Source organism: Sphingobium sp. TKS (assembly GCF_001563265.1).
GTDB lineage: Bacteria > Pseudomonadota > Alphaproteobacteria > Sphingomonadales > Sphingomonadaceae > Sphingobium.
Window position 1 is genome coordinate 20,320 of record NZ_CP005087.1, and the last position, 17,079, is coordinate 37,398.

General features: G+C 62.9%; 12 protein-coding genes and 5 pseudogenes. 8 read left to right on the forward strand and 9 right to left on the reverse strand.

Features of this window, described 5'->3' with window-relative positions:
* Positions 1 to 344: 344 nt before the first annotated feature.
* Positions 345 to 1,475 (forward strand): annotated as a pseudogene (locus K426_RS28565) (DUF4158 domain-containing protein); the annotation flags it as partial.
* Positions 1,476 to 1,691: 216 nt separating this feature from the next.
* On the opposite strand, the gene istB reads toward K426_RS28565, so the two are convergent.
* Both istB and istA read right to left on the reverse strand, forming a co-directional pair.
* Positions 1,692 to 2,420, reverse strand: coding sequence for an IS21-like element helper ATPase IstB (gene istB, locus K426_RS28570; protein ID WP_015449229.1), 729 nt, complete (start codon positions 2,418 to 2,420; stop codon positions 1,692 to 1,694).
* Positions 2,407 to 3,924, reverse strand: a complete 1,518-nt coding sequence (gene istA, locus K426_RS28575; RefSeq protein WP_015449228.1) for an IS21 family transposase — start codon at positions 3,922 to 3,924, stop codon at positions 2,407 to 2,409. The genes istB and istA overlap by 14 nt, the downstream gene beginning before the upstream one ends.
* A 118-nt stretch (positions 3,925 to 4,042) precedes the next feature.
* Here istA and K426_RS28580 point away from each other — a divergent pair.
* Together K426_RS28580 and K426_RS28585 are read left to right on the forward strand one after the other, a co-directional pair.
* Positions 4,043 to 5,830, forward strand: a pseudogene (locus K426_RS28580) (Tn3 family transposase); the annotation flags it as partial.
* Positions 5,831 to 5,972: 142 nt separating this feature from the next.
* A complete protein-coding gene (locus tag K426_RS28585; protein WP_006961816.1) occupies positions 5,973 to 6,839 on the forward strand; it encodes a recombinase family protein in 867 nt (288 codons plus the stop codon).
* Between the two features lie 658 nt (positions 6,840 to 7,497).
* Here the strand turns inward: K426_RS28585 and K426_RS32755 are convergent.
* The 5 genes and pseudogenes from K426_RS32755 to K426_RS28600 all read right to left on the reverse strand — a co-directional run.
* A pseudogene (locus K426_RS32755) lies at positions 7,498 to 7,698 on the reverse strand (type IV secretory system conjugative DNA transfer family protein); the annotation flags it as partial.
* Positions 7,695 to 7,880 (reverse strand): annotated as a pseudogene (locus K426_RS33210) (hypothetical protein); the annotation flags it as partial. The pseudogenes K426_RS32755 and K426_RS33210, both read right to left, overlap by 4 nt.
* A gap of 60 nt (positions 7,881 to 7,940) precedes the next feature.
* Positions 7,941 to 8,493: pseudogene (locus K426_RS30890) on the reverse strand (AAA family ATPase).
* Positions 8,486 to 8,710, reverse strand: coding sequence for a conjugal transfer protein TraD (locus K426_RS28595; RefSeq protein ID WP_015460621.1), 225 nt, complete (start codon positions 8,708 to 8,710; stop codon positions 8,486 to 8,488). The pseudogene K426_RS30890 and the gene K426_RS28595 overlap by 8 nt, the downstream one beginning before the upstream one ends.
* 37 nt (positions 8,711 to 8,747) lie before the next feature.
* The gene (locus tag K426_RS28600; RefSeq protein WP_015460622.1) at positions 8,748 to 9,053 is read right to left on the reverse strand and encodes a conjugal transfer protein TraD; all 306 of its coding nucleotides are present in this window, start codon (positions 9,051 to 9,053) and stop codon (positions 8,748 to 8,750) included.
* A gap of 172 nt (positions 9,054 to 9,225) precedes the next feature.
* Here K426_RS28600 and traA point away from each other — a divergent pair, with 172 nt between their 5' ends.
* Together traA and K426_RS28610 are read left to right on the forward strand one after the other, a co-directional pair.
* Positions 9,226 to 12,360: a Ti-type conjugative transfer relaxase TraA gene (gene traA / locus K426_RS28605; RefSeq protein WP_015460623.1), complete on the forward strand. Its 3,135-nt coding sequence runs from the start codon at positions 9,226 to 9,228 to the stop codon at positions 12,358 to 12,360.
* A gap of 7 nt (positions 12,361 to 12,367) precedes the next feature.
* On the forward strand, positions 12,368 to 13,090 hold the full coding sequence (locus K426_RS28610; RefSeq protein ID WP_015460630.1) for a DUF6118 family protein: 723 nt from the start codon (positions 12,368 to 12,370) through the stop codon (positions 13,088 to 13,090).
* Between the two features lie 409 nt (positions 13,091 to 13,499).
* Here the strand turns inward: K426_RS28610 and K426_RS28615 are convergent, their stop codons facing one another.
* Positions 13,500 to 14,264 carry an IS6-like element IS6100 family transposase gene (locus K426_RS28615; RefSeq protein ID WP_001389365.1) on the reverse strand — a complete coding sequence of 255 codons (765 nt, stop codon included), beginning with the start codon at positions 14,262 to 14,264 and terminating at the stop codon, positions 13,500 to 13,502.
* Between K426_RS28615 and K426_RS28620 the strand changes: the two genes are divergently transcribed.
* Positions 14,251 to 14,547: a hypothetical protein gene (locus K426_RS28620; RefSeq protein ID WP_235589608.1), complete on the forward strand. Its 297-nt coding sequence runs from the start codon at positions 14,251 to 14,253 to the stop codon at positions 14,545 to 14,547. The two genes, K426_RS28615 and K426_RS28620, sit on opposite strands and share 14 nt — an antisense overlap.
* Positions 14,548 to 14,632: 85 nt before the next feature.
* Positions 14,633 to 15,523: a haloalkane dehalogenase gene (gene linB / locus K426_RS28625; protein WP_066564812.1), complete on the forward strand. Its 891-nt coding sequence runs from the start codon at positions 14,633 to 14,635 to the stop codon at positions 15,521 to 15,523.
* A 159-nt stretch (positions 15,524 to 15,682) separates the two neighbouring features.
* On the opposite strand, the gene K426_RS28630 is transcribed toward linB, so the two are convergent.
* The gene (locus K426_RS28630) at positions 15,683 to 16,447 is read right to left on the reverse strand and encodes an IS6-like element IS6100 family transposase (RefSeq protein ID WP_001389365.1); all 765 of its coding nucleotides are present in this window, start codon (positions 16,445 to 16,447) and stop codon (positions 15,683 to 15,685) included.
* Positions 16,448 to 16,491: 44 nt separating this feature from the next.
* Between K426_RS28630 and K426_RS28635 the strand changes: the two genes are divergently transcribed.
* Positions 16,492 to 17,052, forward strand: coding sequence for a recombinase family protein (locus K426_RS28635; RefSeq protein ID WP_029987071.1), 561 nt, complete (start codon positions 16,492 to 16,494; stop codon positions 17,050 to 17,052).
* The last annotated feature ends 27 nt before the right edge of the window (positions 17,053 to 17,079 follow it).

A 17,079-nucleotide genomic window follows, 5' to 3' on the forward strand; every position in this document is an offset into this window, starting at 1 on the left:
CCCCAAAACTCACCGAAGGCTACCCCAACACTCACGCGACTCGACCCCAAAACTCACTTTTCGGGGCAATTTTTCTTGGTTTTCTGCGGGTTTGAGGCACCCTGAATCTTGAATCTAAGAAGAATCTTTGAATCAGAACGCGAACGGTGAGTTTTAGGTGAGTTTTAGGGTAGCCCTGCCTGTGGATAACTCCGAACTCGCCGCATCGTCAGACCCGAAGAAGGCCCAGTCGGCCCGAAGCTGCGATTTTGGTCATCTTGGAGAACACGTCGGGAACGGGCTGGTTGTTGTTGACGATCGCCCATGCGAGGAACGACGTTCCGCTCCGATAAGGGAGCGGCGTTATGAGCCTTGGCGTTTCGAGTGGGGATCTGATCGGCTCCTGGAGCCTGAGTTTTTCGGACATCGCGTTCGTGACCGGCAAAGCGGAGACGGCACGACTGGGATTGGCGGTTCAGCTTAGATTTTTCGCCGGGCATGGCTTCTTTGTGCCGGATCATGCGTCGATACCCTCCGACGGTGTCTTGTATCTGGCGGAGCAACTTGGTCTCGATGCCAAATCCGTGAACCACTATGATTTTTCCGGGCGCACCGCCCGCCGGCATTGCGCGGAGATTTTGCGGCATCTCGGGTTCCGCCGTATGACGCAGACGGATCGCAGGGCGTTGTCGAGGTGGATTTCCGACGATCTTTGTGCGGGCGGGCAGCCGATCAATGCCATGCTCGAGCATGTTTTCCTGTGGTGCCGCGACCGCCGTATCTATGGGCCGTCGCGCAAGGAGCTGGAACGCCTCGTCCGTTCGCAACGACACCTCTATCTGGAGGCCCTGTTGGCCCGAGTCCGCGATCGGCTTGCGCCGGATGCGGTCGCCTTGCTGGAAGCCTCGCTCGCCGATCCCGATGGCCCGACCGGCTTCAACACGATGAAGGGGGATGCAGGTCAGGCGACGCTCGAAAACATTCTTGGCGTGACCGCCAAACTCGCCTTTATCCAACGGCTTGCTCTTCCCCGAGATTTCCTATCGGTCACGGGCAAGGCATGGGTCGATCAGATCGTTCGCCGGGTTGCCGGCGAGAAAGCCTCGGAGATGCGCCGGCATGTACCGGCGCGCCAGCTCGGGCTCTATGCCGTTTATCTGATGGCGCGGGAAGCTCAGCTTACGGATGCGATGGTCGACCTGCTGATCGAGACGGTCCATAAGATCGGATCGCGCTCGAAACGCAAGGTGGTGGGCGATATCGCGAAAGACATCGAGCGGGTCTATGGCAAGGAGCGACTCCTGGTCGAGATTGCCAGCGCTTCGATCGACGATCCATCCGGGCGCATCTGCGATGTCATTTTCCCAATCGCCGGCAAGGACAAACTGGCGGCGATCATCAAGGAAAGCCAGGCAAAGGGCGCCTTGGATCGGCGGATCTACAAGGTGATGCGGAGGTCATGGGCCAATCATTATCGCCGTATGCTGCCAAGCCTGTCAACCGGCGCGCAAAGTTGACCCCCTATCGGCGCCCAACATTGACCCCCTTTTTCGTGAGTTCCGGCGGTTATCCCGGTAGTCCATAGGAGGGACCCGCGGACGCCGACGCGCGCCGTCAGGAGCGCTGGCGGCGGCGTCCGCGGGAGGTACCTGTGGACCCACCGGGGTAACCGCCGGGGATGGGGGTCCGGGGGAAGGGGTTTTTCCCGTCTCTTAGCTTCGGTTTTTGAACCGCCAGCTGTCGTTGCCGGTTTCGATGATGTCGCAATGATGCGTGACACGGTCCAGCAGCGCCGTCGTCATTTTGGCATCCTGGAAGACGCTAGGCCATTCGCCGAAGGCGAGATTGGTGGTGATGATCACCGAGGTCTTTTCGTAGAGTTTGCTGATCAGATGGAACAGCATCTGGCCTCCTGACCGGGCGAACGGCAGATACCCGAGCTCGTCCAGAACCACGACGTCCAGGCGGGCCATCTGGGCGGCCAGGCTGCCGGCCTTGGCCTGCCGGGTTTCTTCCTCCAGACGATTGACCAGATCGACGGTATTGAAGAACCGGCCCCTGGCCCCGGCGCGGACCACCGCAGCGGTGATGGCGAGCGCGAGATGCGTCTTGCCGGTGCCGGTGCCACCAACCAGCACGATATTGCGCCGTTCCGGCAGGAACGAGCCGGCATGGAGCGAACGCACCAGGCTCTCGTTGATCGGTGTGTCGGCGAAGACAAAGCCGTCGAGATCCTTGATGGCCGGCAGCCTGGCCGCAGTCATGCGATACCGGATCGAGGCGGCTTCACGGTGGGCCGTTTCGGCGCGTAGCAGATCGCCAAGCATCTCCATGGCGGTCCGGTCACGGCGGATGCCATTGGTGACGGCATCGTCGAACGCGGCGATCATGCCCTTCAGGCCCAGCCCCTTGAGGGCTGCCAACATCTCATGCCGCTGCATTGAGGCCTCGCACCGTATCGTAGCGCGCGCAATCGGCAATGGGCGGATGCTTGAGCCTGAGATCGACGACAACATTGATCGCCTGCACAGGCTGTGGTTCGCGTCGGCGCGACAGGATGTTGAGAATGACCTCGTCATTGGCCGTGCCCGCCGCCATGGCTTCGCGCACGGCAGCTTCGACTGCCTCCAGGCCATCCTCGGGCACCGCTGCCAGTACCCGTACAAAGCGTCGGTCTGCGTCATCGCTTTTGCCCAGCTTGCGGCGCAGCTGGGCCAGGGCCGGCGGAAGATCCCAGTCCTGGAAGGGAGCGCCGTTGCGCAATGCGCCTGGCTTGCGGATCAGGACCGGCAGATAGTGCCAGGGATCGAACTTCGTCTGATTGCGGCCGAACAGGCGGGCATGCTCGGCGACCACCTTGCCGGCACAACGGATGACGACCCGGTCGGCATAGGCGCGCAGTTGCACCGCATGCCGGGCAGCAACGGCCATGACCGAGTAACGGTTGCGATCGAAGCTGACGAGGCAGGTCGAGCTCGCCACATGTTCGCTCTCGAAGAAGCCGTCAAAAGGCGTGGTGAGCGGCTGTAGGGAGGGTCGTTCCATCTCCAGTGCCTGGGCGATGGTCATATCTTCCATATCCGGATGGGCATAGCGCTCGGCCCATCGGCGACACTCGGCCTCCAGCCATGCGTTCAACTCTTCCATGCTGGCAAACCGCAGACGTGGCTTGAACAGCCGTTCCCTGCCGGTCTGGACCTGGTTCTCGACCTGTCCCTTCTCCCAGCCTGCCGCCGGGCTACAGGCCACCGGCTCAACGCCATAATGATCCGTCATGATCAGGAAGCGCCGGTTGAACACCCGCTCCTTGCCAGTGAACACCGTCGTCACCGCGGTCTTCATGTTGTCGTAGATGCCGCGCGTCGGCACCCCGCCGAGAAAAGCAAAGCCCCTGGCATGGGCGTCAAACACCATCTCCTGGGTCTCACGCGGATAAGCCCGCACAAAGGGCGCCCGCGACCAGCATAGCCGCATATGCGCCACCTTAACCCGCATCGGCTTGCCGGCGATCTCCACGTCCTCGTGGCTCCAATCAAACTGGTAGGCCTCGCCAGGCCGGAACATGAGCGGGATGAACACCTTGCTCATATCCCCGCTGCCACCGGCGTGGCGCTCCTGCTTCCAGCGGGCCGCATAGCGCCGCACCGCATCGTAGGAGCCGGTGAACCCCTCACGTTCCAGCAGATCATGAATCCGCGTCAGCCGCAGTCGCTCGCGCCGGGGGCGCTCTTCGTTCTCCGCCAGCAACTCATCTAACCGTTCGCGAAATGGACCGGTCTGCGGACGATGCTGCTCCTTCCTCTCGTAGCTGAAATCCGCCTCCGGAGCACGGATCGCCTTGCGCACCGTGTTGCGCGACAACCGTAAATCACGCGCAATCTCTTTGATCGGCTTACCGTCCCTGTGCTCCCTGCGTATCTTGGCAATAGTCTCCACAATCAACATCCCCGTCCTCGCCGCCTGGAAGCCCAAGCCGCGACGCCTCACACTCTGGAATGATGGGGGTCAATTTTAGACGCCGATCACCCCGCTAAGGGGGTCAATTTTGCACGCCGCTCCACAGCCAAGCCTGCTTTCGGCACTGGAGTTCCGGTCGAACAACGCCGTGTGGCGTCCGGTGCTGGCGGCCCTGGACTGGATCAGAAGCAAAGTGGATGATGGATGCCGCTACGTGCCGCCGCACGCAGTGCCGGTCGACGAGGTCATTCCGGCGAGATGGCGCAGTTCCGTCATTGATGAAGAGGGGCGCGTAAACCGGATCAGTTATGAGCTTTGTGTCCTCGCGCAACTGCGCGATCGCATCCGTTCTAAGGAAATCTGGGTTGTCGGGGCGGACCGATACCGCAATCCCGATGACGATCTTCCCAAGGACTTCGATGCGCGGCGAGAAGCATATTACACAGGATTGAACCTGACGGCGGATGCGCGTGCATTTTCAAGCGCCATCCGGGAAGAGCTTGCTCAGGAACTGTTGCTCCTCAATGCCAATATTCCCCGGAACGACAAGGTTCGGCTGCTGTGGCGCGGCGAGAACCGTATATCTCTCACCCCGTTCAAACCCTTGCCCGAACCCAGGGGTCTCGCCTCGATCAAGACCGAGATCGGCCAACGCTGGCCGATGACCGGGCTGCTCGACGTACTGAAGGAGGCTGCCCTTGATACGGGACTTCTCGAAGCGTTCGAAACATCGGCCTCGCGTGTTGCACTGCCGAAAACCGCGCTGGATCAACGTCTCCTGCTATGCCTCTACGGCCTGGGAACGAATGCCGGGCTCAAGCGGATCGCCGGCGCCACCCCCGATGTCAGCTATGAAGAGCTGCTGCATGTCCATCGCCGCTTCGTTCATGCCGCGGCGCTCAAGGAGGCGTGTGCCAGGGTTGCGAATGCGACCCTGGCAATCCGCAATGCTGCAGTCTGGGGGGACGCCGGCACGGCCTGTGCGTCAGATTCCACAAAGTTCGGAGCCTGGGATCGCAACCTGATGACGGAATGGCATGCGCGTTATGGTGGACGGGGCGTCATGATCTACTGGCATGTCGAACGACGCGCGACATGCGTCTATTCCCAGCTCAAGCGCTGCTCTTCCTCCGAGGTCGCCTCCATGATCGAGGGCGTGCTGCGCCATTGCACCGACATGGAAATCCAGCGACAATATGTTGATAGTCATGGCCAAAGCGCGGTTGGCTTTGCATTTTGCCGGCTTCTCGGATTTGAGCTTGCACCCCGCCTGAAAGCGATCGCTCGCCAGAAGCTGGCTCTTCCCGATGTCGGCATGCGAACGCGGCTTCCCCACTTGCAGCCGATCCTCTCCAGTCCGATCAACTGGGATGAGATCGAGCAGCAATATGACGAGATGGTCAAATATGCAGCCGCGATGCAGACAAAAACCGCCGACCCGGAGGCGATCCTGCGCCGGTTTAGCCGCTCCGAGGTGATGCACCCGACCTACAAGGCGTTGAGTGAGCTGGGCCGCGCGGTCAAGACGATCTTCCTGTGCCGGTATCTGCGCGAGGAGTCCTTCCGCCGCGAAATTCATGAAGGCCTGAATGTCGTTGAAAACTGGAACAGTGCCAATGGGTTCGTTTTCTTCGGCAAGGGCGGCGAGATCGCCACTAACCGCATCGATGAGCAGCAGCTCTCGGTCCTGGCGCTACATTTGCTGCAAGCGTCGCTTGTCTATGTGAACACCCGAATGCTTCAGAGCGTGCTGGTGGAACCGAAATGGACGGGCCGGATGACGCCGGATGATTATCGCGGCCTCACACCGCTGATTTACAGCCACGTCAATCCTTATGGCCGCTTCGACCTCGATCTGAATAGCCGGATCGATTTTGGGCGGCTTGCTGCCTGACCGGGGCCTTTCCGCTCGCACCATTTGGGTGCACCCGAACGTGACGATCGGAAGTGACATATACGACATGTCACAAAAGGGTGGTTCCGTCACCAATGTTACTGTACGAGGGCAAAGCCACCCTAATGTGACGGATTTGCCCATGACCCGCGTCGGCTACGCCCGCGTCAGCACCATCGACCAGGATCTCGACATCCAGGTTGCCCGGTTGAAGGCAGCGGGCTGTGAAATCCTCCGCTCCGAAACAGGCTCGGGCGCATCGCGCACTGGACGCACGGAGCTTGAGACGATCATGCAGTTCCTGCGCGCCGATGACGAACTCGTCGTCCTGCGTCTCGATCGGCTCGGTCGCTCCACACGCGATGTTCTCAATCTGGTTCATGAACTCGACCAGAAGGGAGCCTCATTGCGGGTGCTTGAGCCGGAGGTGACGACGGCCGGAAGCATGGGGCGGATGGTGATCACCATTCTGGGCATGGTCGCGGACATGGAACTGACGTTCATCAAGGACCGGCAGCGCGCCGGGATCGAGGCGGCGCGCGCCGAAGGCGTCTACAAAGGCCGGAAGAAAAACATCGATGACGATGAAATCCGACGCCGGATCACCGCCGGCGCGAGCAAGGCCAGCGTCGCGCGCGACCTCAAGATCTCAAGAATGACCGTCTATCGGGCGCTTGACGTCATTCCTTCAAGGATCGGGCTGCCGGAAAAGCCGCCTTCTGTCACCATCGCCCTGCATCTGACCATCGAGAACTTCAACAAGCATGGTCGTGGCAGAAAGCCCGCTCGCGAGCGCATTGAGGCGATGCTGGAGCGGGATTACCAGATGCAAAAGACCGGGAACTGCGATTACACGCTGACCGTCGCCTATGATCAGGGTGCCGATGGCGTCAGCCTCGATGATGAGATCGCATCTCTCCAGACAGAGATGTTCAACATCGCAGAGAGCTACAGGTGCTCGATCGAGACCGATGTTTACGAGATTGGAGGACAAGAGCGAGCCTGGTAGATCGCCATGTTCAATCTTTGTTCTTCAACATGGCCAAAATCGCAGCTTCGGGCCGACTGGGCCAAGAAGAAGAAGAAGAACACCGTCTCCTGGAGCTTCGCCCCGCCGGCTCGCGACCTTCAGCCGCCCCGGATCGCTTTAGCGATCCTCCCACCCGGCATCCCCATGATGGACCGGCTCCGCCGGTACGCTTTTTGTTTGATTAGAAATGTTTAAACACCACGTCCCTACCGCAACGACAGCGCCAACGGCCAAGTAGCAAATTGGCTTTCTTGGAAAGCCAAACGGATAGGGTGGTGATCCAATTGAGAGGGCGGAGCAGGCGGAAACGTCGCCCCTGGTGCGATTTCCGAGCCGCTGGGGCGCATTTCGGGGTGGGGGACAGGAAATGAGGTTGGAGCAGCAAATGCGCTTTACGGGCTTCCTGGGCGGCCGATTTTTTGGAAGCTAGATCTTCGACCTTCAGGGGATCATCCACCGCTGCGTCGATCGCTAATGGTGAGGTCATACCCCAAACCTCACCTTTAGAACGCCAGTAGGCGATTTTCCGCGCTTTCGAGCGATTTCTATGACCAGGGAGGGATGGCAGAGCGCCATCATTCAATATCGTTTGTATATCGGAATGATGCCGCTTCGACTACGGGGCCGTTTAAAGACTTCACGCCTTGTCGAAGCGGCCCGCGAACTCGCGATCGGCATAGTATTTGAGCTTGGCGGCGACGATCGACCGTTGTCCCGCGAAGAACAGGAACTGGTAATCCTCGCGCAGCGAGCGGACTTCATCCGGCGTGAGCAAGGGCCGCGCAAGATGCTGCTGGCCGAACGATATGCCGGTTTCGTCGCTGTCGATCGCGCGGCTTCCTCGCGCAGCATGTCGAACAGGGCGTGTTCGCCGGCGTCGAGCGCCATGCCTTCGATCGCGAGATTGGCGCGCGCGTCGGCATCATCCTCGCGCCGCATGGCGGCGTCGGCCGGTGTGCCGCGCGTGAAATCGAGCGCGCGGACTTGGGCGCGGATTGCGTCCACGTCGAGCATGTTCATGGTGCGCTTCTCCCTTCCGTTTCCGCGTCGAACGCCCGCCAGATCGCGCGAGGCCCCATGTTAGGATTCCTCCCTTTCGATTGCGGCGCGGACGAACCGCACACGTTCGGCGACAGAGGCGAGGGGAAGCGTCACCAGCTCGTAGCCAAGGCCGGAATAGACCGCGACCATCGCCTGATAGGTCGCCTGCGCTTCCGCGAAATCCTGTTTTCTTTCCGCATCGGCCGCGAATATCTCGCGCCAAGGGGGCGATGAACACGCGGGGTTGATAGCGAAACAGGTCCGCCGCTTGGCTGACATGAGCCGGGACGGGGAGGCCGCACAGGCGCAGATAGCCCGCCACATCAGGCACGCTGCGATCGCAGATCACCGGCCCTGCGCGATCGTGGGCCTCATGCCATGAGCGCAATTCCCAACCCAGCATCAATTCCGCGAAGGCGGCGCGATCGGCCCAGGGGAGGGCCGCGCCGCCGATCGCGACCTGATCGCGGATGATGGCCCGACCGGCTTCCGGCATGTGGTCGAAACCCTCCACCGCCAACGCTTCGATTAGGGTGCTTTTGCCGGAGCCAGGCCCGCCGGTGATGACATGGAAATCGGGCCGATCAGCCATTGCCCGCACCTTCCGCTTCCGCGTCGAACGCGCGCTTGCCCCGCCGCTTCCAGAGCGCCAGCACATTGCCAGCGTCGTCGCCTTGAACGCGCGCTGTACAATCGAGCAGCGCGCCGTAAAGGGTGGCGCGATCATCGTCGGCCAGCTCGACCAGACCGGCTTTCTGGACGAGGCCGCCCAGCTCTATGAGATGGCGCGTGCGCTCGCGTCGGGCCACGACCCATCCTCTCGTATCGGTGCGGCGCGCGGCGGCTTCAAGCCTGTTCCTTGCCTGCGCCAGTTTGCCTTGCGCCTTCACCGTTGCCGCCAGTGCGTCGGCCAGCCTTGCGACCGCGTCCTTGAAAGAAGGCCGCGCCCCGCGAGCGCCACGCCTCCTTTTCGTTCGCGTCGGCCGCTTCCACAGCGGCGAGCAGCGCACCGGCGAGCGTGTCCAGATCGAGCGCATCGGCCCCGGTGGACGTGACCAGCTCGCCGAGTTGCTGGACCTTGCGGGCCTTCAAAGCCTTGGCCTTGTCGTTCAGCGCCCGCAGTTCCGCGTCATAGTCGCGCACCTTTCGCATCTTCTCTCCCTCGCGCCCATGAATGGAGCCGCAGCGTAGCACGATAGCGCGCGCGAGGAACCGTTCCGATCAAGAAATGCGGCGAAGTCAATCACGCGAACGGCAGAGAGTGTGAGTGCGCGCTTATACATCGTTGCCGACCTGCGCTAAGAAGGGCAGTATAGCGGCCGTTATGGCGATCTACCATTTCTCGGCCAAGGTCATCAGCCGCGCCAACGGATCGAGCGCCGTTGCCAGCGCGGCCTATCGTGCGGCGGAACGGCTGCACGATGACCGGCTAGGGCGCGACCATGATTTCTCAAACAAGGCCGGCGTCGTCCATTCGGAAATCTTGGCTCCCGAGGGTGCGCCGGAGCGTTTAAACGATCGCGCGACCTTGTGGAACGAGGTTGAGGCCGGCGAGAAGCGCAAGGACGCGCAGTTGGCGCGCGAGGTGGAGTTCTCGATTCCGCGCGAGCTGAACCAGCAACAGGGCATCCAGCTCGCCCGCGATTTTGTCGAAAAGCAGTTCGTCGAACGCGGCATGGTCGCGGACATGAATGTACATTGGGACATGGGCAAGGACGGGCAACCCAAGCCGCACGCGCATGTCATGCTGTCGATGCGCGAGGTTGGCCCGGAGGGCTTCGGCCAGAAGGTGCGCGAGTGGAACAGCACGGCGCTGTTGCAGGAATGGCGCGTGGCCTGGGCCGATCATGTCAACGAGCGGTTGGCCGAGCTGGATATAGACGCCCGCATAGATCACCGGACGTTGGAGGCGCAGGGCATCGACCTTGAACCCCAACACAAGATCGGGCCGGCGGCGTCGCGGATGCCCGAACAGGGGCTTGAGGCCGAGCGGGTCGAGGACCATGCCCGGATCGCGCGCGAGAACGGCGAGAAGATCATCGCCAGGCCGGAAATCGCATTGGACGCGATCGCCCGCCAACAGGCGACGTTCACCCGGCGCGACCTGGCGCAGTTCGCGTTCCGGCACAGCGACGGCAAGGATCAGTTCGACCAGGTGATGAGCGCGGTGCGATCCTCGCCCGAGCTGGTGGCGCTGGGGCGGGACGGGAAGGGCGAGGATCGGTTCACGTCGCGCGACATGATCGCGGCCGAGCAGCGGTTGGAACGCGCGGCCGAGGGGCTGGCGATCGACCGGGGGCATGGTGTCGCCGACGCCCATGTGACCCGCGCGCTGGCGTCGGCCGAGGGCAGGGGGCTTGACCTGTCGGCCGAGCAGCGCGGGGCGTTGGCGCATATCACCGGCGACAAGGGCCTTGCGTCGGTCGTCGGCTATGCCGGCAGCGGCAAGTCGGCGATGCTGGGGGTCGCGCGCGAGGCGTGGGAGGCGCAGGGCTATCAGGTGCGCGGCGCGGCCTTGTCGGGCATCGCGGCCGAGAATCTGGAAGGCGGGTCCGCCATCGCGTCGCGGACGATCGCGAGCATGGAATATCAATGGGAGCAGGGCCGCGAACTGCTAGGCCCGCGCGACGTGCTGGTGATAGACGAGGCCGGCATGATCGGCACGCGCCAGATGGAGTGCGTGCTGTCCCATGCCGAACAGGCGGGCGCGAAGGTCGTTCTTGTCGGCGACCCCGAGCAGTTGCAGGCGATCGAGGCCGGGGCGGCGTTCCGGGCCGTGACCGAGCGCCACGGTTGGGCCGAGATCACCGAGATACGCCGGCAGTGCGAGGACTGGCAGCGCGACGCGACCAAGGCGCTGGCGACGGGCCGGGCAGGCGAGGCGATCCATGCCTATGAGGCGCATGGCATGGTGCAGGCGGCCGAGACGCGTGAGCTGGCCCGCGCCGATCTTGTGGACCGCTGGGATGCCGAGCGCATCGCCGCGCCGGATCAGTCGCGGATCATCCTCACCCATACCAATGCCGAGGTGCGCGATTTGAACCTGGCCGCGCGCGATCGGCTGCGCGACGCCGGCGAGCTGGGGCCGGACGTGCGCGTGTCGGCCGAGCGCGGCGCGCGGGACTTCGCGACCGGCGACCGCATCATGTTCCTGAAAAACGAGCGCGGGCTAGGGGTGAGGAACGGCACGCTGGGGAAGGTCGAGCAGGTATCGCCGGAGCGCATGGCGGTGAAGCTGGACGATGGCCGATCGGTCGCGTTTGACCTGAAAGATTATGCCCATGTCGATCACGGCTATGCCGCCACCATCCATAAATCGCAGGGCGTGACGGTCGATCGCGCGCATGTGCTGGCGACCCCCGGCATGGACCGCCATTCGGCCTATGTGGCGTTGTCGCGGCACCGCGACGGGGTGCAGCTCCATTACGGCCGCGACGACTTCGGCGACGATCGCCGGCTTGTCCGCACGCTGTCGCGCGAGCGGGCGAAGGATATGGCGTCCGACTATGGCCGCGACCGGGATGCGGAGATTCGTGCTTTCGCCGACCGGCGCGGATTGTCGGGCGAGATCCGATTGCCGGAACGGGCGGAACGCTCGCCGGTGGAGATCCTTGGCCCGCGCGCGGGAACCATGCGCCAGATGGGCGAAGATCCACGCACGGTTCGCGATGCCGGCGACCGCGGCGCTGGCGCGGGACAAGCCGCGGCCGAGCGGCAACCGCGGCGAGGCATGTTCGACGGCTTCCGGCCTGCCCCGCAGCGCCCAGCGCCGGAATCGACGCCGGCAGGCGAGCGCGAGAAGGCGGCCCCCAAGCGCGGCATGTTCGACGGGCTGAAGCTGTCGGCCGCGCCGCTGAAGGGCGCGGAGCGCGCGCCGGTCCCTGCCGATCGCGGCCAGGGCCGCGACTATGCCCGCGCGGTCGAGCGGGCCTCGCGTTCGGCCGAGGCGGTGTTGCAGGCGCGGGCGTCGGGCGCTCCGGTCCTTGAGCATCAAAAGGTCGCGCTCGAGCGCACGACACAGGCGCTGGACCAGATCAGGCCGGGAGCCTCGCGTGACCTCGCATCGGCGATGCAGCGCGATCCCGCCTTGCTGCGCGAGGCGGCGGCGGGGCGCAGCGGCCCGATGATCGAGGCGATGGCCCAGGAGGCGCGCGTGCGGGCCGATCCGAACTTGCGCGCCGATCGGTTCGTGGAACGCTGGCAGGGCCTCAAACAGGAGCGCGACCGCCTCTATCGCGCCGGCGACATGGCGGGCCGGGAGCGCACGGGCAAGGAAATGGCGGGCATGGCGAAAAGCCTTGAGCGCGATCCCCAGGTGGAATTGGTCCTGCGTAATCGCACCCGCGAGCTGGGGCTTGAGATCGGCATGGGCCGGGGGCGCGGCATGAACAGCGGCGACCTTGGCCGCGAGCTGGCGCGGGATTTAGGGATAGGCATGGGGCGCGGAATGAGCCGGTAAGGAGAGGATGATGGACGAGGATAATTATCGCAACAACGGCAGGGCCGGCGACGATCCGCAGGCGGCGTTCGAGCAGTTGCGCGGCGAGGTGGCGCTGGTGCGCCTTGCGGTCGAGGGGTTAGCCCGCGCGCGCGAGTCCATCGAGATTCCCGATTATCAGCCGACGCTCGCCAACACCGAGAAGATATTGCTGGCGCTCACCCAGCGGGTCGATGTGATCGCGAAAAGCCCCGCGATGAAACTCACCCCGGAGACGATGGGAGAGCGTGTAAACGCTTCGGTGGCGAGTGCGACGGGCGAGCTGCACAACCTGGTGAACAGCACGCGATCGGACATGAGCGAGGCGGCGCGGGAATTGCGGGGGCTGATCGGAACGACGCGCGCGCGCTGGCAACAGGATCGGTGGCTGTTTTGGATCGGGTTGGGCGGCGTGGTGCTGGGGATATTGCTCTATGCGCTTCTCGCCGGCCTGATCGCGCGCGCCATGCCCGATAGCTGGCAGTTGCCGGAGCGCATGGCGACGCGGGCGCTTGCCGAACCGACGCTATGGGATGCCGGCACGCATCTGATGCAGCGCGCATCGCCGGCGAGCTGGGAGGGGATCGTCGCGGCCGCCAATCTGGCGCGGGACAATCGCGAGACGATCGAAGCGTGCGGCGCGGCTGCCGCCAAGGCGAAAAAGACGGTGCGCTGCACGATCGAGGTCAAGCCGGCGAACAATGACCGCTGATCGGCGCGCGCGGCCAAGCTCAGCGTCATGCCTTCGCCGATCGCGTAGCGGCCGAGCGCCATATCGCCGCCACCCTACGCCGGCGCGGCACTGCCGAGGGGCGTATCGGCGTGCCCTATCGGCCTATAGGGGCTAGGGGCGAATCACGGATTTCACCTGAATCCCGTCATGCCGTGGCGCAACTCCTGACGATCTCCGCCGCGCACGCTATTGCGCGGCCTCTCTGATCCCGCATAATGTCCGAAAAACACTGTCGGATTGTAAATGTGTCCGACAACATGGTTTTGGGGGTTTTCCGTCATGCTCGTTGGCTACATGCGCGTATCGTCAACCGATGATCGGCAATCGGTCGATCGGCTCTGTTGCAAAGATTGGCGGCAGTCAGAGGTAGGCTGTCGCTCTGCGCCGATCAGGCGGCTGCTGCGAAATGGTGGTTGAGCATGCCCATGGCCTCCGTCAGCGCCGAGGGCCCAATGCCAAAAGCTCTCTCCACAAGGCGCACCTCGCCCCTGATGCCGGGCTGCAGGCACCAGGGGCGAGCCTGTCCTTTGCGCAGGGCTCGCATGACTTCGAATCCCTTGATCGTGGCATAGGCCGTGGGGATCGATTTGAAACCGCGCACCGGCTTGATCAGTATCTTGAGCTTTCCGTGATCGGCCTCGATCACGTTATTGAGATACTTCACCTGCCGGTGGGCCGTCTCCCGGTCCAGCTTTCCTTCGCGCTTCAATTCGGTGATCGCTGCACCATAGCTCGGCGCTTTGTCGGTATTGAGCGTGGCAGGCTTTTCCCAGTGCTTCAGGCCTCGCAGGGCCTTGCCCAGGAACCGCTTCGCTGCCTTGGCGCTGCGGGTCGGCGACAGGTAGAAATCGATCGTGTCGCCCCGCTTGTCGACTGCCCGGTACAGGTAGGTCCACTTGCCCCGCACCTTGACGTAGGTTTCATCCAGGCGCCAGCTCGGATCAAAGCCACGCCGCCAGAACCAGCGCAGCCGCTTCTCCATCTCCGGGGCGTAGCACTGGACCCAGCGATAGATCGTCGTATGGTCGACCGAAATGCCGCGTTCCGCCAGCATTTCCTCAAGGTCGCGATAGCTGATCGGATAGCGACAATACCAGCGCACCGCCCACAGGATCACATCACCCTGGAAATGGCGCCACTTGAAATCCGTCATCGTTCCGTCCGTCCAATCTCCGCCAAGCATGCTCAAGCTTCACGATTTTTGCAACAGAGCCGGCGCGCGGATCCTGTGGTGCACGCCCGTGTTTGGCCAGGCCGTGGGCACTCAACATATCGATGAGATTCTCGCGGTCTGGTATCCGACTCACAAAACCTTCCTCGATCTTTCGGATGCGCCCGGGGCTAAGGAAAGCTACCGCCTGAGAGGCGCCTGCGTGGCCTACGCCGTCATCCATCGATGCTCCGGCAGCAACTCTCCGCTCGACGGCAATGGCTAGAACGATTCCTCGATTGACATGATATTCATCATGCGATATGCATCGCCGACCGGGCAGACCAGAAAATCGCTCAAGGAGAATATCGATGAGCCTCGGCGCAAAGCCATTTGGCGAGAAGAAATTCATTGAGATCAAGGGCCGGCGCATGGCCTATATCGATGAAGGGACCGGCGATCCGATCCTCTTCCAGCACGGCAATCCGACGTCGTCCTATCTGTGGCGCAATATCATGCCGCATTGCGCCGGGCTGGGACGGCTGATCGCCTGTGACCTGATCGGCATGGGCGATTCGGACAAGCTCGATCCGTCGGGGCCCGAGCGTTATGCCTATGCCGAGCATCGTGACTATCTCGACGCGCTGTGGGAGGCGCTCGATCTCGGGGACAGGGTTGTTCTGGTCGTGCATGACTGGGGGTCCGTCCTCGGCTTCGACTGGGCCCGCCGCCACCGCGAGCGTGTACAGGGGATTGCCTATATGGAAGCGGTCACCATGCCGCTCGAATGGGCGGATTTTCCCGAACAGGCTCGCGATCTGTTTCAGGCCTTTCGCTCGCAGGCGGGCGAAGAATTGGTGTTGCAGGACAATGTTTTTGTCGAACAAGTTCTCCCCGGATTGATCCTGCGCCCCTTAAGCGAAGCGGAGATGGCCGCCTATCGCGAGCCCTTCCTCGCCGCCGGCGAAGCCCGTCGACCGACCCTGTCTTGGCCTCGCCAAATCCCGATCGCAGGCACCCCGGCCGACGTGGTCGCGATCGCCCGGGACTATGCCGGCTGGCTCAGCGAAAGCCCGATTCCGAAACTCTTCATCAACGCCGAGCCGGGACACCTGACCACGGGCCGAATACGCGACTTCTGCCGCACATGGCCAAACCAGACCGAAATCACGGTCGCAGGCGCCCATTTCATCCAGGAGGACAGTCCGGACGAGATTGGCGCGGCGATTGCGGCGTTTGTCCGGCGATTGCGCCCAGCATAATCCGGAACCGGCTCATTTTCTAAGATCCGAACAAACCACAGACGCGGCGACGCCGATCACCCGCGCAGGACAATAGGAGAGACCGACATGAGCGACGACATTTTTGGCTCTGTTGCAAAGATTGGCGGCAGTCAGAGGTAGGCTGTCGCTCTGCGCCGATCAGGCGGCTGCTGCGAAATGGTGGTTGAGCATGCCCATGGCCTCCGTCAGCGCCGAGGGCCCAATGCCAAAAGCTCTCTCCACAAGGCGCACCTCGCCCCTGATGCCGGGCTGCAGGCACCAGGGGCGAGCCTGTCCTTTGCGCAGGGCTCGCATGACTTCGAATCCCTTGATCGTGGCATAGGCCGTGGGGATCGATTTGAAACCGCGCACCGGCTTGATCAGTATCTTGAGCTTTCCGTGATCGGCCTCGATCACGTTATTGAGATACTTCACCTGCCGGTGGGCCGTCTCCCGGTCCAGCTTTCCTTCGCGCTTCAATTCGGTGATCGCTGCACCATAGCTCGGCGCTTTGTCGGTATTGAGCGTGGCAGGCTTTTCCCAGTGCTTCAGGCCTCGCAGGGCCTTGCCCAGGAACCGCTTCGCTGCCTTGGCGCTGCGGGTCGGCGACAGGTAGAAATCGATCGTGTCGCCCCGCTTGTCGACTGCCCGGTACAGGTAGGTCCACTTGCCCCGCACCTTGACGTAGGTTTCATCCAGGCGCCAGCTCGGATCAAAGCCACGCCGCCAGAACCAGCGCAGCCGCTTCTCCATCTCCGGGGCGTAGCACTGGACCCAGCGATAGATCGTCGTATGGTCGACCGAAATGCCGCGTTCCGCCAGCATTTCCTCAAGGTCGCGATAGCTGATCGGATAGCGACAATACCAGCGCACCGCCCACAGGATCACATCACCCTGGAAATGGCGCCACTTGAAATCCGTCATCGTTCCGTCCGTCCAATCTCCGCCAAGCATGCTCAAGCTTCACGATTTTTGCAACAGAGCCGGTCGATCTGCAACGCGATGCGCTCACGGCCGCTGGTGTCGATCAACGGCACCTCTACTCCGACAAGGCTTCCGGTGCGCGCGACGATCGCGCCGGCCTGAAAGCCTGCCTCGACTACATGAACGCCGGCGACACGCTGGTTGTCTGGAAGCTCGATCGGCTCGGCCGCTCGCTGCCGCACCTGCTGGCGATCGTCACCGACCTCAAGGAACGCGGCATCGCCTTCCGGTCGCTGACCGAACAGATGGATACCACCACGCCGCATGGCGAGTTGCTGTTCTCGCTGTTCGGCGCGCTCGCCCAATACGAGCGAGCGTTGACGCGGGAGCGGATCATGGCGGGCCTGGCCGCCGCAAAGCGGCGGGGCCGACAAGGTGGACGACCGCCGACGATCGCCGCGGAAAAGATGCAGTTGATAGTTGCCGCTCTGTCCAATGGGGCCAGCAAAGCGTCGGTTTCTCGCACGTTCAGCGTGCCGCGATCAACATTGACGGACACGTTGGAGCGGATCGGGTGGTCAGCGCCGGTCAAGGATACGCCTTGAATAACGACAAAAATATAATTATATTCC

Bases quoted from the DNA above. Each gene is read 5' to 3' on its own strand.
- istB (WP_015449229.1), bottom strand. From the start codon at position 2,420: ATGCAGCGGCATGAGATGTTGGCAGCCCTCAAGGGGCTGGGCCTGAAG.
- istA (WP_015449228.1), bottom strand. From the start codon at position 3,924: ATGTTGATTGTGGAGACTATTGCCAAGATACGCAGGGAGCACAGGGAC.
- K426_RS28585 (WP_006961816.1), top strand. From the start codon at position 5,973: ATGACCCGCGTCGGCTACGCCCGCGTCAGCACCATCGACCAGGATCTC.
- K426_RS28600 (WP_015460622.1), bottom strand. From the start codon at position 9,053: ATGCGAAAGGTGCGCGACTATGACGCGGAACTGCGGGCGCTGAACGAC.
- traA (WP_015460623.1), top strand. From the start codon at position 9,226: ATGGCGATCTACCATTTCTCGGCCAAGGTCATCAGCCGCGCCAACGGA.
- K426_RS28610 (WP_015460630.1), top strand. From the start codon at position 12,368: ATGATGGACGAGGATAATTATCGCAACAACGGCAGGGCCGGCGACGAT.
- K426_RS28615 (WP_001389365.1), bottom strand. From the start codon at position 14,264: ATGACGGATTTCAAGTGGCGCCATTTCCAGGGTGATGTGATCCTGTGG.
- linB (WP_066564812.1), top strand. From the start codon at position 14,633: ATGAGCCTCGGCGCAAAGCCATTTGGCGAGAAGAAATTCATTGAGATC.
- K426_RS28630 (WP_001389365.1), bottom strand. From the start codon at position 16,447: ATGACGGATTTCAAGTGGCGCCATTTCCAGGGTGATGTGATCCTGTGG.